Source organism: Haloferax sp. S1W (assembly GCF_044593955.1).
GTDB lineage: Archaea > Halobacteriota > Halobacteria > Halobacteriales > Haloferacaceae > Haloferax.
The window spans coordinates 86,572-100,451 of record NZ_CP172595.1; the positions used below are offsets into that span (position 1 = coordinate 86,572).

12 protein-coding genes and 1 tRNA gene are annotated in these 13,880 nt (G+C 63.1%); 9 read left to right on the top strand and 4 right to left on the bottom strand.

Annotation, left to right across the window (positions count from 1 at the left end; all coding sequences use genetic code 11):
* The first annotated feature begins 22 nt into the window (after positions 1 to 22).
* Together ACH9L7_RS00470 and ACH9L7_RS00475 are read left to right on the top strand one after the other, a co-directional pair.
* Positions 23 to 520 carry an FxsA family protein gene (locus ACH9L7_RS00470; protein ID WP_396611795.1) on the top strand — a complete coding sequence of 166 codons (498 nt, stop codon included), beginning with the start codon at positions 23 to 25 and terminating at the stop codon, positions 518 to 520.
* A 202-nt stretch (positions 521 to 722) separates the two neighbouring features.
* A tRNA-Ile gene (locus tag ACH9L7_RS00475) sits at positions 723 to 796 on the top strand.
* 196 nt (positions 797 to 992) lie between these two features.
* Here ACH9L7_RS00475 and ACH9L7_RS00480 read toward each other — a convergent pair.
* On the bottom strand, positions 993 to 1,943 hold the full coding sequence (locus ACH9L7_RS00480; RefSeq protein WP_396611796.1) for a sensor histidine kinase: 951 nt from the start codon (positions 1,941 to 1,943) through the stop codon (positions 993 to 995).
* A 342-nt stretch (positions 1,944 to 2,285) separates the two neighbouring features.
* Here ACH9L7_RS00480 and ACH9L7_RS00485 point away from each other — a divergent pair, with 342 nt between their 5' ends.
* Positions 2,286 to 2,414, top strand: coding sequence for a hypothetical protein (locus ACH9L7_RS00485; RefSeq protein WP_396611797.1), 129 nt, complete (start codon positions 2,286 to 2,288; stop codon positions 2,412 to 2,414).
* 175 nt (positions 2,415 to 2,589) lie between these two features.
* The gene (locus ACH9L7_RS00490; RefSeq protein ID WP_396611798.1) at positions 2,590 to 4,272 is read left to right on the top strand and encodes a DUF3604 domain-containing protein; all 1,683 of its coding nucleotides are present in this window, start codon (positions 2,590 to 2,592) and stop codon (positions 4,270 to 4,272) included.
* A gap of 33 nt (positions 4,273 to 4,305) precedes the next feature.
* On the opposite strand, the gene eis is transcribed toward ACH9L7_RS00490, so the two are convergent.
* Complete coding sequence (gene eis, locus ACH9L7_RS00495) at positions 4,306 to 5,523, bottom strand: enhanced intracellular survival protein Eis (RefSeq protein ID WP_396611799.1); 1,218 nt, start codon at positions 5,521 to 5,523, stop codon at positions 4,306 to 4,308.
* 162 nt (positions 5,524 to 5,685) lie between these two features.
* On the opposite strand from eis, the gene ACH9L7_RS00500 reads away from it, so the two are divergent.
* From ACH9L7_RS00500 to ACH9L7_RS00510, 3 genes are all read left to right on the top strand, one after another.
* Positions 5,686 to 5,916 (top strand): hypothetical protein, encoded by a 231-nt coding sequence (locus tag ACH9L7_RS00500; protein ID WP_396611800.1) that lies wholly within the window; start codon positions 5,686 to 5,688, stop codon positions 5,914 to 5,916.
* A gap of 119 nt (positions 5,917 to 6,035) precedes the next feature.
* Positions 6,036 to 6,287: a hypothetical protein gene (locus ACH9L7_RS00505; RefSeq protein WP_396611801.1), complete on the top strand. Its 252-nt coding sequence runs from the start codon at positions 6,036 to 6,038 to the stop codon at positions 6,285 to 6,287.
* A gap of 147 nt (positions 6,288 to 6,434) precedes the next feature.
* On the top strand, positions 6,435 to 6,965 hold the full coding sequence (locus ACH9L7_RS00510; RefSeq protein WP_396611802.1) for a DUF5815 family protein: 531 nt from the start codon (positions 6,435 to 6,437) through the stop codon (positions 6,963 to 6,965).
* A gap of 30 nt (positions 6,966 to 6,995) precedes the next feature.
* On the opposite strand, the gene thiC is transcribed toward ACH9L7_RS00510, so the two are convergent.
* On the bottom strand, positions 6,996 to 8,393 hold the full coding sequence (thiC, locus tag ACH9L7_RS00515; RefSeq protein ID WP_396613306.1) for a phosphomethylpyrimidine synthase ThiC: 1,398 nt from the start codon (positions 8,391 to 8,393) through the stop codon (positions 6,996 to 6,998).
* Between the two features lie 148 nt (positions 8,394 to 8,541).
* Positions 8,542 to 9,564 carry a S66 peptidase family protein gene (locus ACH9L7_RS00520; protein ID WP_396611803.1) on the bottom strand — a complete coding sequence of 341 codons (1,023 nt, stop codon included), beginning with the start codon at positions 9,562 to 9,564 and terminating at the stop codon, positions 8,542 to 8,544.
* A gap of 144 nt (positions 9,565 to 9,708) precedes the next feature.
* Between ACH9L7_RS00520 and carB the strand changes: the two genes are divergently transcribed.
* Positions 9,709 to 12,963 carry a carbamoyl-phosphate synthase large subunit gene (gene carB / locus ACH9L7_RS00525; RefSeq protein WP_396611804.1) on the top strand — a complete coding sequence of 1,085 codons (3,255 nt, stop codon included), beginning with the start codon at positions 9,709 to 9,711 and terminating at the stop codon, positions 12,961 to 12,963.
* A gap of 186 nt (positions 12,964 to 13,149) precedes the next feature.
* The gene (locus ACH9L7_RS00530; RefSeq protein ID WP_396611805.1) at positions 13,150 to 13,875 is read left to right on the top strand and encodes an SDR family oxidoreductase; all 726 of its coding nucleotides are present in this window, start codon (positions 13,150 to 13,152) and stop codon (positions 13,873 to 13,875) included.
* The last annotated feature ends 5 nt before the right edge of the window (positions 13,876 to 13,880 follow it).

Sequence of the window (13,880 nt, forward strand, 5' to 3'; positions counted from 1 at the left end):
CCGCGACCCGGTAGGTGCGACCATGCGAACGCGCACGCTCATGGCGCTCTTGCTCCTCATCCCTCTCTCCGACGCCTTGCTTCTCGTGGTCGTCGCGCAGTACATCAACCTCGTTCCCACCGTCGCACTCGTCGTTCTGACCGGCTTGGTCGGGATGCTCATCGTCCGCGCCGAAGGCCGACACACCCTGCGGAACCTCCAGTCGAAGTTCGCGAAGGGTGACCTGCCGACAAACGAACTCATGGACGGCGGCCTGCTCATTGCGGCGGGCGCGTTCCTCCTGACGCCCGGCCTCGTCACCGACACTATTGGCTTCCTCATCGCCATCCCGGTGACGCGCTATCCCATCCGTGAGGTGCTCAAGCGGCTCGTCGTCAAGCCGTACCTCGACAAACGGGCCGACGGCTTCGTCTCCGGCACGGTGTGGACGACCGGGTTCCCGCAGGAAGGCTCGAGCGGCGAGGACGTCTACGACGCAGACCCCAACTCGTACCGCTTCGGCGGCGACGACTCCGAATAAGACGCCCTATTGTCACGTTTTCCGGTTGTCGGTCTCCGAATCTCGTTGTTCTCTCGGTTTACAGCCGTTCACTGGCGCGAATAGTCACTGCTAAAACCGAGCGAATCGCCCGACGACGGCGGCATTCACTAACACGCACCAACGCTGCCTCGAAAAGAAAGTCTTAAAATCAACAGCGCACAACGAGTGAATGCGCTTACCTGGGCCAATAGCTCAGTCAGGTTGAGCGCTCGGCTGATAACCGGGAGGCCCGCGGTTCAAATCCGCGTTGGCCCACTCCCATCGGTAACGATTCGTTGCCGATGAGAGTTAGGGGCTCAAACTCCCCGGCCACCCAACTTCTGCGGATAACTACGCTCCGAAGAGCGTTCTGTCTCGGTGAGTTCGACCGCACTCCGGTCGGTAGTCCACTCAGCCAACGATTAGCGTCGCCTCCGAAGCGTCCCGATTCGGCAGTACTCCGCTATCACCATCAGCTCGAATTAGCCTGCAGCACAAACACCACGTGGCCGCCGGAAGACGAAGGCCTGAATCGAAGTGCGCCGCCTGATTGCCGGAGCACCCAGTTCATCATCCAGATTCCGAGGCCCGCTCCGTGTGTGAGCGACGCCTTCCCATCGGTCTCTAACGCCTCGTATTCGATGTCCGGAATTCCGGGTCCGTTGTCGACGACGTGAAGTACTACGTCTTCACGGTCCCGGTCGGCTACCACTTCGACCTGCGGTGAGTCGGTGTCGGCGTGCTGGTGTGCGTTCGAAATCGCTTCCCGAAGCGCGGTTTCGAGCTGAGGATGCGCCTGCACAGTTACGTCTTCGGGAACGTCCGTCGTGATGTCGACGTGGGGATGCTGGTCTCGAATTTCGGTGACAGTGGACGCGACGAGGTCTGAGAGGTCGATGGCGACGTGATTCTGGTCGCCGACTATCGTCGAATCCTCGATTGTCGACGCGTGTTCGCAGAGCCTGACGACGCGGTCGGTTTGCCGGAGAATACGATTAATATTCTCGTTCTCACCCGTGTCCGGAATCTCCCTGACGAGATTTTCTGCCGAGCCTTCGACGATGTTCATGCTGTTGCGGAGGTTGTGACGGAACACCCGATGGAGAACGGTGAGCTCTCCTTTCAACTCGCGGAGGGACGCGTTCTTTCGCTGCAGAGAGCGGCGACTCCGCTTCGTCAGCACGTAAATGAGACCGGCGGTGAGAAGCACCTCCAGACCACCCTTAGCGGCCTGCAGTTGGGCGAGCAGGACAGCGGAATCAATCCAGTAGACCAACAGCACGTCTGAGAAAAAGAGGGCTGCCGTTCCGAGCACCAGATAAACCAACGAAATTCGAAGCGGCGTCAATTCCCACTCAGGAATGGTCGTCAGCCAGTGTTCGCGGTCGAATCTGGGTTGTTGATGGGTGGATTGGGTTGACATGTGATTGAGGGAACCGAATTATTCTCCGGCGCGTTGTCTAGTGACCCAAACATTGTTGCGTGATAACATATCATTTTCCCCGAAATAGAGAATGGTTGAACACTAACACCGCTTCGTTCTCGAACGAGTCGGGCCGACATCCACTCACAGGCATCCGGCAGAACATCTTGCACGAACTGACATGTGGTCATCTCACAAAGTCACCATTTCGTTCAGTCCCGTCTCACGGAAAATGGCGCTTTGTCTCTCGATTATCGAAGAGCACCGAACCGGAACCCACCCAAATTTACTCAGTTCTGTATTCCAGTAGTATTAAAGCCACACACGACATACGAACTGGTGATGCCTACCATCGATGTTTCCGAACACCTGTACCGACAGCTCCAGTCCGCTGCCGATGGTGACGACCTGAACGAGGCGATGTGGAAGATGGTCGGTCGCTACCAGCGCGGCAACACCCCGGGCGACTAAACAGGTTCGGAACCCTCCCCCCGGCCCCGACCGCTCTTGATGCGGTCAACATCAACCTCACTCGCCGCGACAGACTCCTTTCGCGGCGAGCACGTTTTCTCCTGTCGACCGGCGAGTCTGTCGATTCGCCGCATTCGCCACCTGATTCTTGGGAACACCACCCGTAGCTACTGGCATGTTCGACGACACCCTCACGAAGTTCGCGGAGACCGCGCATATCTTCGCCGAGCGACGGCCGTCGGTTCGCGGTCTGTGGGCCAGTCGAACCGGGTCGTTCGACCGCGTCCACGCCACCCTGCCCTCGACGGCCGCGGTGGGCGAATCCCTCGACCTGACGGTTCAGGTGTGGGACGAGTACGAGCGACTCCACGACGGGTACGACGGCGACCTGCGCGTCGCTGCGACCGACTCCGACACGACACACCCTGCACGCGTCTCGTTCGCTGGTCGGGATGATGGATACGTCACCCACAGCAACGCAGTCACCTTCGAGACGCCCGGGACCCACTATCTTACGTTTTCACGACCCGGCGTCGACGAACGATTCGTCTCGAATCCAGTGTCCGTCACCGCCGACGCCCCGTCCGAGCGCATCTACTGGGGGGATATCCATCTCCACTCGCGCCTCTCCGATGGGACCGGATACCCCTCGCGGGGCTATCGCTTCGGCCGCGACGTGATGGCACTCGACGTGGTGGCGTACACCGACCACGACACGATGGGATTTTTCATCCCGCCGACGCTCCAGCGCGCACTCATGCATACGTGGTTCTTCGAGCGGTTGCGCCGGGTTGCGGACCGATTCGACGACTCCGGCGAGTTCGTCACGCTCGTCGGCTACGAGTGGACCAAGCAACCGAACTGCGGCGGTCACATCAACGTCTACTTCGAAGACAGCGACGACGCCATCCTCTTCGACTCGCGGACTGGGACGACGAACACCTACGAAAAGCTCTGGGACCGCCTCCGCGAGTTCGAAACGACGCACGACTCGCGAGTCGTGACGATACCGCACCATCCGACCGAGGCGATGTACCCCTTCGACTTCTCCGCGGTCGACTACGACGACGAACTCGCGCCGCTCGTCGAAGTGTACTCGCAGTGGGGGTCCGGCGAACTCCCCGGCGACGAGGGCAACCGCTTCCCACTGGCGATGGGTCGCGGCGAGATTTCCGAACCGGGCCACCACGTCCGCGACGCGCTTTCGATGGGGTACCGCGTGGGAGTGATTGCGGGGGCGGACTACCACGGACCGCACCCGGGCCACTCGCTCATCCATGCCGACCCACACCTTCCATCGGCCGTCGAATGGCTCAGAGACGGCGTCGGATGGGCGAACATCTGGCGCATCTGGAACGAACGGAGCTATCCGGGCGGTCTCACCGCCTTCCGCGCACCCGAGTTGACTCGTGAGGCTATCTTCGACTGTCTCCGGTCGCGCCGCGTCTACGGAACGTCACAGCCGCACCGTATCCTCGCCGATATCTCCGTTGCGGGCGTCTCACCCGGCGAAAACGACAGCACGGTCCGACTCGATGCCCGCGACGAAGCCCGAGAAGTCGCCGTCGAGGTGGCGGGGACCGCTCCGCTCGAACGTGTGGAGGTCGTCAAGAACGGCGACGTGTGGCGCACGCAGGCGCTCACCGCGGACCCCGATGCACCGCTTTCGACGTACACGACGGCCGCCTCGTGGACGGACGACGACCCAGTCAGGGGAATGGACTGGGACGCGGAGCGGTGGTCCGGGGCGGACGTGTACTACCTTCGCGTGACGCAGGTCCCGAGACACTGCGAGTTCCTGGGGTCTGCATGGGTCGGACCTGTGTGGGTCGAACCGCCAGACTCCCCAAGGGAGTGAGGTGAGCGAAGTCGGGACGGGGCGCGAACGCCCTCAGAACCCTTCGCGGAGGAAGCAGTCGCGCTCCGGGAACGCGTCGGCGAGTGCGTCGCGGGTCGCGTCGTCGTGGAGGGTCAGCGCGTCAGTTCGTTCGACTTCTTCGACCGGCCGGGTCCCGACGAGCAGGTGCGAGAGACCACCAATATCGGCCGTCGCGTTTGGGGTGGCATCTGTCCGCTCGACGGTCGCCTCGCCCGCTGCGATGGTGACTCGGAACGTGTCGTCGTTCCACGGACAGCGGGCGTCAGACACGTCGACGACGAATTCACACGCGGCGTCGGCCGGGAGGGAGACGGCTTCGAGTGCCGCTTCGACGTCGACGATACGGACCATCGGCCCGGGTTGTATCTCGACTGTCGCGGCGCGCGGGTCGGTCAGGTCGTCGATAAGGCGCGTCGATTCGTGTTCTCCTCCGAACTTTGCCTCGGTAATCTGCGAGTCGTGGTCGCGGACGAACCGCAGGAGATGCCCTCGCGCTTCGGCATCGACGGCGACGAGTTCGTCGACGAGCATCGTCCGGTCTTTGAAGTTGCCTTCCATCCGGTAGATGAGGTACCCGCGCAGGTCGCCGTCGCGCTCCCATCCGTAGACGTACGGGTCGGATGTCGACCCACTCAGGACGCGATGTCGCCAGAAGCCCTCGGTCCGGTCGAGGGCCAAGTCCTCCGTCGCCGCCTTCGCGTAGACGCTGTCGACTCGCACCCAGTCGTCGGGGCCGAGGCGGACGAACTGCCCGCTCGCGTCGGGGACAACGCCGTCGAGTTCGTCGGCCGGGACTGTCGTCATCGCGGAGTTGTTGGCCTTCACCCACCCGAGTCGACGGTAGAACTCGTACTCGAACGGCCAGAGCGCCGAGAGGTACCGGCCAGACTCGCGGAACTCCACGAGCAACTCTTCTATCATCGCGGCCACGTGACCCTGACGGCGCGATTCCGGCGGGGAGGCGACCGCCGAGAGTCCCGGCAGCGGGTGCCACTCGCCGCGGACGCGCGCCGTGAAGTCGTAGAACGCGCAGACGGTCACGAGGTCCGACTCCGAGAGCGACTCGTCCGCGGCGTCGGGAGGTGCGTCGTAGTAGCCACGAGGGTGGTTGATGTCGGGGTCAGTGCGATCGGACTCCTCCCAGTCCGGGCCATCTTCGGCCCGGAAGGCGTAGCGGAGTAGCTTGTCGTACCGCGCTTCGTGTGCCTCTGGAAGGGGGCGAAGATGCATGCCACCGCTGCGTCGGCGGCCGGTATATACTTTAGGTCGGGAACGGGGGGTGAGCGGGACGCAGTCGGGTGGTTTCGATGACCCCCGCGGCAGCGAGGTCACTTCCAGCGGTGGTGTCGGAGAACCGTGCGATTCACGTCGTCGCGTCCCCGACGCGAAGGCATGAGCGAGACACAGGGGTCGTGGTTCACCCGAGGTCGACTCCTCCTCATCGCAGTCGTGACTGTCGGTATCGTCGTTCCGGGCGTGCTGCGCCGACTGCTCGGGGAGGCTGGATACAACGACCTCGGGATGGTCGTGTTCGTCCTCGGGTACGCAGGGATGATTTTCGTCGTCTGGTACGGGTGGATTCGCCCGCTCGAAATCTCCGGTCCTGACGACCAGAAGCACTGAGACTGCTCCGACGGGGTGGGCGCTCCGACACCACCCACCATATCGTGGGACAGGCCACTCAGAACGAACGTCGATAACGGAACTTTGATAGTCGATTCGAACCGACCGAGAAAACAAGAATGCTTCCCCTTCAGCTCATCGACAGCTTTCTGCTCAATTACAACATTGGGCAGGCGCTGCTGCTCGTGTTCATCCTGTCAACCGTAGGGGCACTGCCGCTGAAGTCCCGGCGTGTACTTGGCATCAACACCATCGTGTTCGGGCTCATCTTCCTCCTGACCCCGGTTGCCATCGCCAAGCCGCACTACCTGTTCCTCGGCGTCACGCTGCTCATCGTCGGCCCCATCCTCTACGTTTCGGGCCGCCGCTGACCACACACTCGTTCTTCACGGGCTCATTCTTCGCGGATGCATCCTCACGGACGCATCCTCACACCACGGACACACCCTCATTCCTTACGGATGCATCCAACTCCGCAGAACGCGACGTTTAAACACCGAGGACCGTAATCCCCCGGTATGTCTGATCCGCGCGTCCCCGGCGGACGCGGGGCGGTCCTCGACCTCCCCTGCGGCGAACAGAAACGCGTTCGGGAACTCGACCTCGGGAAGCGAGAGTTCGACTGCCCCTGTGGCGACGCCCACGCCGTCGTCATGGACGTCCACCCGGCAGACCGATTCCTCCCCGAGCTCCTCGTCGAGGTACTGCAAGGAACCATCGAGACGACGAGCGAGGATATGCCGGAGTTCGGCACGGCCCACCTCATGGGTATCGTCCTCGAAGAGTTCCCCGAAGCGGTCGTCTCCGAGGACGTGTCCGACGACGGCGAAGTCGGTGCTGGTATCGTCTGGGTGACCGACTTCGACTCGCGCCGCCTCCACGAGATAATCGTCGAACTCGTCGTCGAGCTCATGGAACACGCCGTGAGCCACGCCTCCGACGAGAGCGCAATCACCGAGTTCGAAGAAAAGATGCTCCAGTTCGACGTCAGCGAGTTCGTCGAGCAGTACCGCGCCCAGCGCGACTTAGACCCCGGACCGTACGCCTAAGTTCCAGACGACGCGACGGAACGCGACCGGTTAGTCGTCCGCGTGCGACGATTCCGGCGTGAAGGTGACGCCGTCGATTTCGATTTCCTCGGGAATTCGACTCGTGTCGTGGGTGCCGACCGGTGGGAGGTTCGTCTCCGCCGCGGGCGACGCGTCGAGGTCCGTCTCGTCTTCGATGGCGGTCATCTCGCCGTCAGCGTCGCGCGCGTCCTGGTCGATACGCATCGAGCAGAACTCGACGCCGCACATCGAACAGAAGCGCGCTTCTTTGTAGTTGTCGCCGGGGAGCGTCTTGTCGTGATAGCTTCGCGCGCGCTCGGGGTCGAGCGCGAGGTCGAACTGTCGCCGCCAGTCGAATTCGTAGCGCGCCTCGGAGAGAGCGTCGTCCCAGTCGCGCGCGCCGGGCAGGTCGTTCGCAACGTCGGCGGCGTGCGCAGCGATTCGGTATGCGGCCAGCCCTTCGCGAACGTCCGCTTTCTCGGGCAGGCCGAGGTGTTCTTTCGGCGTGACGTAACACAGCATCGCGGCACCCGCTCGACCTGCTTCGGTCGCGCCGATGGCGCTCGTGATGTGGTCGTAGCCGGGCGCAACGTCGGTGACGAGCGGGCCGAGGACGTAGAAGGGCGCGCCGTCACAGACCTCCTGCTGTTTCTCGACGTTCTCTGCAACCTGGTCCATCGGAACGTGGCCGGGTCCTTCGACCATCACCTGAACGCCGTAGTCCCACGCGGTCCGGGTGAGTTCACCGAGCGTGTCCAGTTCGGCGTACTGCGCGTCGTCGCCCGCGTCGGCGACACATCCGGGGCGGAGTCCGTCGCCGAGCGAAAAGGTCACGTCGTACTCGGCGAAGATGTCGCATATCTCCTCGAACGCTACGTACAGCGGGTTCTGCATCCCGTTTTCTTCCATCCACTGGGCAAGAATCGACCCGCCGCGCGAGACGATTCCCGTCTTCCGACCGTCGGTGAGCGGCAGGTGTTCCATCAGCACGCCCGCGTGAATCGTCATGTAATCGACGCCCTGCTTGGCCTGTTTCTCGATGACATCCACGAGCAGTTCGCGGGTGAGGTCGGCCGGGCTTCCAGCCTGCTTGACGGCCTCGTAAATCGGGACCGTTCCAACAGGCACGGGCGAGTACTCCACGTTCGCCTCGCGAATCTCGTCGAGATTCGACCCGGTCGAGAGGTCCATCACCGTGTCCGCTCCGTAGTGGACTGCCGTGTGGAGCTTTTCGAGTTCACCTTCGAGGTTGCTCGTCTCCTCGCTGTTTCCGATGTTGGCGTTGACTTTGGTGGAGAACTCTCGCCCGATAATCATCGGGTCGAGCGAGTCGTGGTTGTGGTTGCTCGGGATGACCGCCTGTCCCGATGCGACCTGCTCGCGAACGAACTCCGGGGACCGGTTCTCGCGTTCGGCGACCCGTTCCATCGCCGGGGTAATGGTACCCTCGCGTGCGTGCTGGAGCTGTGTGTGCGCCATATAAATTAGTGATATCACTAAGTAATAGATTTTCTGATGGCGCGATGCTGATACGCCGAGGGGAACAGACAAAAATCAGACAGAGATGAGTCGCGCCCTACTCGAACCGAATTCGGCCGATTTCCGGGTCGAGCGTTGCCTTCGACCCGAGCGGGAGCGGGACGTTCGGGTCGGCGTGGCCGAACTCCACGTCGAAGACGGTGGTCGCGTCAGGATTGTACTCGTCGAGGACGCCCAACACCTCCTCGCGGAGTTGTTCACCGTAGTCGGACGGTGGTTCCCACTCCAGTCCGGGCGAGTACGTCCGCGGTCGGCCCATCACGAGACCGTCAAATCGTTCGAGGAGGCCGCGTTCGCCCATGCAGCGCAGGGTGTAGCGAACCTCGCGGGGAAGCGGCACGTCTTCGGACGTTTCGAGCGCCAGAATCGCCCCGTCGAGGTCGTCTGGGTCCGGAAGGTAGCGGTTCGTCTGGAGGTGCCACTTGACGATACTGAAGTTTCCACCCCAGAGGCGACCCGTCACGTGCTTTTCGCCGTGCCACGTCCGACCGGGGTTTTCGTGCCACTCGCGCTTTTCTTCGGTGTCGAAGTCGAACCAGTCGTCGGTCCACTCGGGGGCCGGTTCGACCACGCCGACAGACGACTGGAAGAACGCCCGCCGGAGGTAGCGTTCGAGGTACGGGTGAATCTCGGAATCGACGGTCAGCGTCGGGTGAAGCGTCGCGCCGTAACTGACGATGCCGTGGTTCCATAGATACAGTCGTAGATTGTCGTTGTCGCTGTATCCGAAAAATCGCGTCGGCGACGCGGTCAACCGGTCCGGGTCGAGGTGCTTCAAGACCCGTATCTGGTCGTCGCCGCCCGTCGCCGCGATGATGCCGCGTATCGTCGGGTCCTCGAAGGCGTTCATGATTTCCTCCGCGCGCGCCTGCGGATTGTCTCGAATCCACTCCCAGTCCTTTCGCGCCGTCTCGAAGACGACCGGGTCGAGGTCGAACGTCTCCCGGAGGCGGTCGCACGCGCGGTCCAGCATGGACTCGTCGATTGGCCGCGAGGGAGCCGCGACAGCGATGCGACCACCCGGTTCGAGCGGCGGGGGAGTCGTGAACACGTTGGGCATGCTGAGAGTGTTCTCGCAAACCCCTCAAAAGCCTTCCCCGGGCGGTCTACCGTCGCTCGGCAAGTATTTCGAAATTCGCAATCGAGTTTCGGACCTCGTAATTTTTCGCCGGACTTATTACGATGTGCGGATTGGATTGCGACGATGACTGACGAGGACACCGTAACCGGGACTCAACCGGACACAGAGGACCGGACGATTCTGCTCATCGGAAGTGGCCCAATCCAGATTGGACAAGCGGCGGAATTCGACTACTCCGGCGCGCAGGCCTGCCGCGCGCTCCGAGAAGAAGGCGCGCGAGTTGTCCTCGTCAACTCCAACCCGGCGACGATTATGACGGACCCGGAGATGGCTGACAAGGTCTACATCGAGCCTATCACGACCGAAGCCATCGCCGAGATTATTCGGAAGGAACGCCCCGACGGCGTCATCGCCGGACTGGGTGGCCAGACGGGACTGAACGTCACCGCGGAGTTGGCAGAAGAAGGCGTCCTCGACGAGTTCGACGTCGATATCATGGGGACGCCGCTGGACACGATTTATGCGACCGAGGACCGGGACCTGTTCCGCCAGCGGATGGAGAAGATTGGACAGCCCGTTCCGCGTTCGACGACCATCTCACTGGAAGACGGTGAGAAGGTCTCGAACATCACCGAAGACGACCTCGAAGGGCGCGTCGAGGACGCCGTCGACGAAGTCGGCGGCCTCCCCGTCATCGCCCGCACGACCTACACCCTCGGCGGGTCCGGGTCTGGCGTCGTCCACGAGATGGACGAACTCGTCGCCCGCGTCCGCAAGGGACTGCGCCTCTCGCGCAACAGCGAGGTGCTCATCACGGAGTCCATCTCCGGGTGGGTCGAACTCGAATACGAGGTGATGCGCGACGCCGACGATTCGTGTATCATCATCTGTAACATGGAAAACATCGACCCGATGGGTATCCACACCGGCGAGTCGATGGTCGTCACGCCGTCGCAGGTTATCCCCGACGAGGGACACCAGGAGATGCGCGACGCCGCGCTCGAAGTCATTCGTGAACTCGGGATTCAGGGTGGCTGTAACATCCAGTTCGCGTGGCACGACGACGGGACCCCGGGCGGCGAGTACCGTGTCGTCGAAGTGAACCCCCGTGTCTCCCGCTCCTCCGCACTCGCCTCGAAGGCGACCGGATACCCAATCGCTCGCGTGACTGCGAAGGTCGCACTCGGCAAGCGCCTCCACGAGATTACCAACGAGATTACCGGCGAGACCACCGCCGCGTTCGAACCCGCTATCGACTACGTGGTGACGAAGATTCCGCGGTGGCCCAAGGACAAGTTCGACAACGTGGACTTCACGCTCTCGACTGCGATGAAGTCCACGGGCGAGGCGATGGCAATCGGCCGGACCTTCGAGGAGTCCTTCCTCAAGGCGCTTCGTTCCACCGAGTACGAACCGGCACCCGACTGGGAGGAAATCTCGGACGACGAACTCGAAGCCGAATTCCTCGAACAACCGTCGCCTGACCGCCCGTACGCCATCTTCGAGGCGTTCGAACGCGGCTACACGGCCGAGGATGTCGTCGAGATGACCGGCATGAAAGAGTGGTACGTCGAGCGCTTCGGCCGCGTCGTCGAAGCGGTCGAGGCAGCGTCGGAAGGTAACTTCACCGAGGCGGCGACTGTCGGCCACACGAACGCCAGCATCGCGGCGACGACCGGCGCGACCGTCGACGAAGTCGAACAGGAAGTCCCCGGTCGCACGTACAAGCAGGTCGACACCTGCGCCGGTGAGTTCGCTGCACAGACGCCGTACTACTACTCCTCGCGCAAGCCGGAGTTCTTCAGCGGACCGCTCAAGGGCGCGGCCGCCGGTGAGGAACTTCGCGTCGACCGCGACCTCGAAAGCATCGTCGTGGTCGGTGGCGGCCCGATTCGCATCGGACAGGGTGTCGAATTCGACTACTGTTCGGTCCACGCGGTACAGGCCCTCCGTGAGATGGGCATCGACGCGCACGTCGTCAACAACAACCCCGAGACGGTCTCGACCGACTACGACACCTCCGACGGCCTCTTTTTCGAACCCATCACGGCCGAGGAAGTCGCCGACGTCATCGAGGCCATCGACGCCGACGGCGTCATGGTCCAGTTCGGCGGGCAGACCTCGGTCAACATCGGTCACCCGCTCGAATCCGAACTCAAGCGCCGCGGCCTCGACTGCGAGGTTCTCGGCACCACCGTGGACGCGATGGACCTCGCCGAGGACCGTGACCGCTTCAACCGTCTGATGGACGACCTCGGCATCCTCCAACCGGAGGGTGGCTCCGCGACGAGCGAGGAAGAGGCACTCGAACTCGCAAACGACATCGGCTACCCCGTCCTCGTCCGCCCGTCGTACGTCCTCGGCGGCCGCGCGATGGATGTAGTCCACTCCGACGACGAACTCTGTGAGTACATCGAGGAAGCAGTTCGCGTCTCGCCCGACAAGCCCATCCTCATCGACGAGTTCCTCGCCGACGGCGTCGAACTCGACGTGGACGCCGTCTCGGACGGCGAAAACGTCCTCATCGGCGGCGTGATGGAACACGTCGAGGCCGCTGGTGTCCACTCCGGCGACTCCGCGTGTATGATTCCGCCGCGCTCGCTCGACGAGGAGACCATGAAGCGTGTCCGCAAGGTCACAGAAGACATCGCAAAAGCCCTCGACACGGTCGGCCTGATGAACGTCCAACTGGCGGTCAAGGAGAACGAAGACGGGTCGAGCGACGTGTACGTCCTCGAAGCCAACCCGCGTTCCTCCCGCACCGTCCCGTTCGTCTCGAAGGCGACGGGCGTCCCGATTGCCAAACTCGCTGCGAAGGTCATGGCTGGCCAGACGCTCGACGAACTCGGTGTGAGCGAGCAGATTCCCGAGCAGGTCTCGGTCAAGGAAGTCGTCCTTCCGTTCGACCGCCTGCCGGGTTCGGACCCGCGCCTCGGCCCAGAGATGAAATCCACGGGTGAGGTCATGGGTACCGCGACCACGTTCGGCAAGGCCTACGAGAAGGCACAGGCCGCCGCTGGCGACGCCGTGCCCGACGCCGGAACCGCCCTCGTGGACCTCTCGGCCTCCGAGTTCCCCGACGCCGACAGCGAGGCGGGACAGGAACTCCTCGCCCACTTCGCCGAGTACTACGACGTACACACGCCCGACGACTTCGACGGCGACGACATGCTCGCCGCCCTCCGCGAAGGTGAAATCGACTTCGTCGTCTCGCGGAACCGCGACCTGCTCATCAACTGTGTCGAAGAAGACGTGAGCTACTTCTCGACGCTCGCGTCCGCCAAGGGTGCGCTCGAAGCGCGCGCCTCGGCCGACGAACCAATCGACGTCGAACCCGTCTCCGAGCGCCCGCGCGTCGTCGCCGACTGGGGCAAGTAAGCGCTCTCCCGACTGGGGGAACCGCTCTCAGCACGACGACTGACCGCGATTCGCACCCACACCTGACTACTGATTTTTCACACAGATTCGAGGGTCACTGGGCCGGAGTCCCTCGACGTTGGATTCGGTCGCGAACGTTTTTGACGCGTTCACGAAGGTTATTGAGCTTCGACGCGACGTGCGTGTATGACACGCACTGACGGACGCGTCCTCGTCGTGGGAGCGACGGGGAAGACAGGAACACATGTCGTCGCGGCGCTGGCCGAGACGCCGTTCGTCGTGCGGGCGCTCACCCGCGATGCGGACGCGGCGGACGCGCTTCGAGCACAGGGGGCCGACGAAGTCGCGGTGGGTGACCTTCTGGACTCCGCCGACGCGTTGCGGGCGGTGGCGGATGTCGACGCTATCATCTCGACGGCCGGGGCCTCGCTTCGCCTCGGGGATATCCGCGGTGAACTCGTCGACGGTGCGGGACTCGTCAACCTCGTCGATGCGGCGGCCGCTGCGGGCGTCCAGCGGTTCGTTCTCATGTCTTCTATCGGCGTCGGTGACTCCAAGGGCGGCCTTCCGCTCTCGATTCGTGCGATTCTCACCGCTGGCGGCGTCCTCTCGGCCAAAGAACGGAGCGAAGAACACCTCAGAGAGTCGCCGATATCCCACACAATCGTCAGACCCGGCGCGCTGACCGACTCGCCCGCGACGAACGAAGTGCTCGTCGGCGAGGGTGGCGACTCGGTCTGCGGCAGTATCCCTCGCGCGGACGTTGCGAACGTTCTCGTTCGCGCGCTCTTCACGCCGGGAACCGAAAATCGAACCTTCGAAATCGTCTCGCGCCCCGGCCTCCGCGAACCGCCGAACACGCTCGTCGATATCGACTGGGGAACGGTTCCGCGGGCGGAACCCGCCGACTAGGCGAG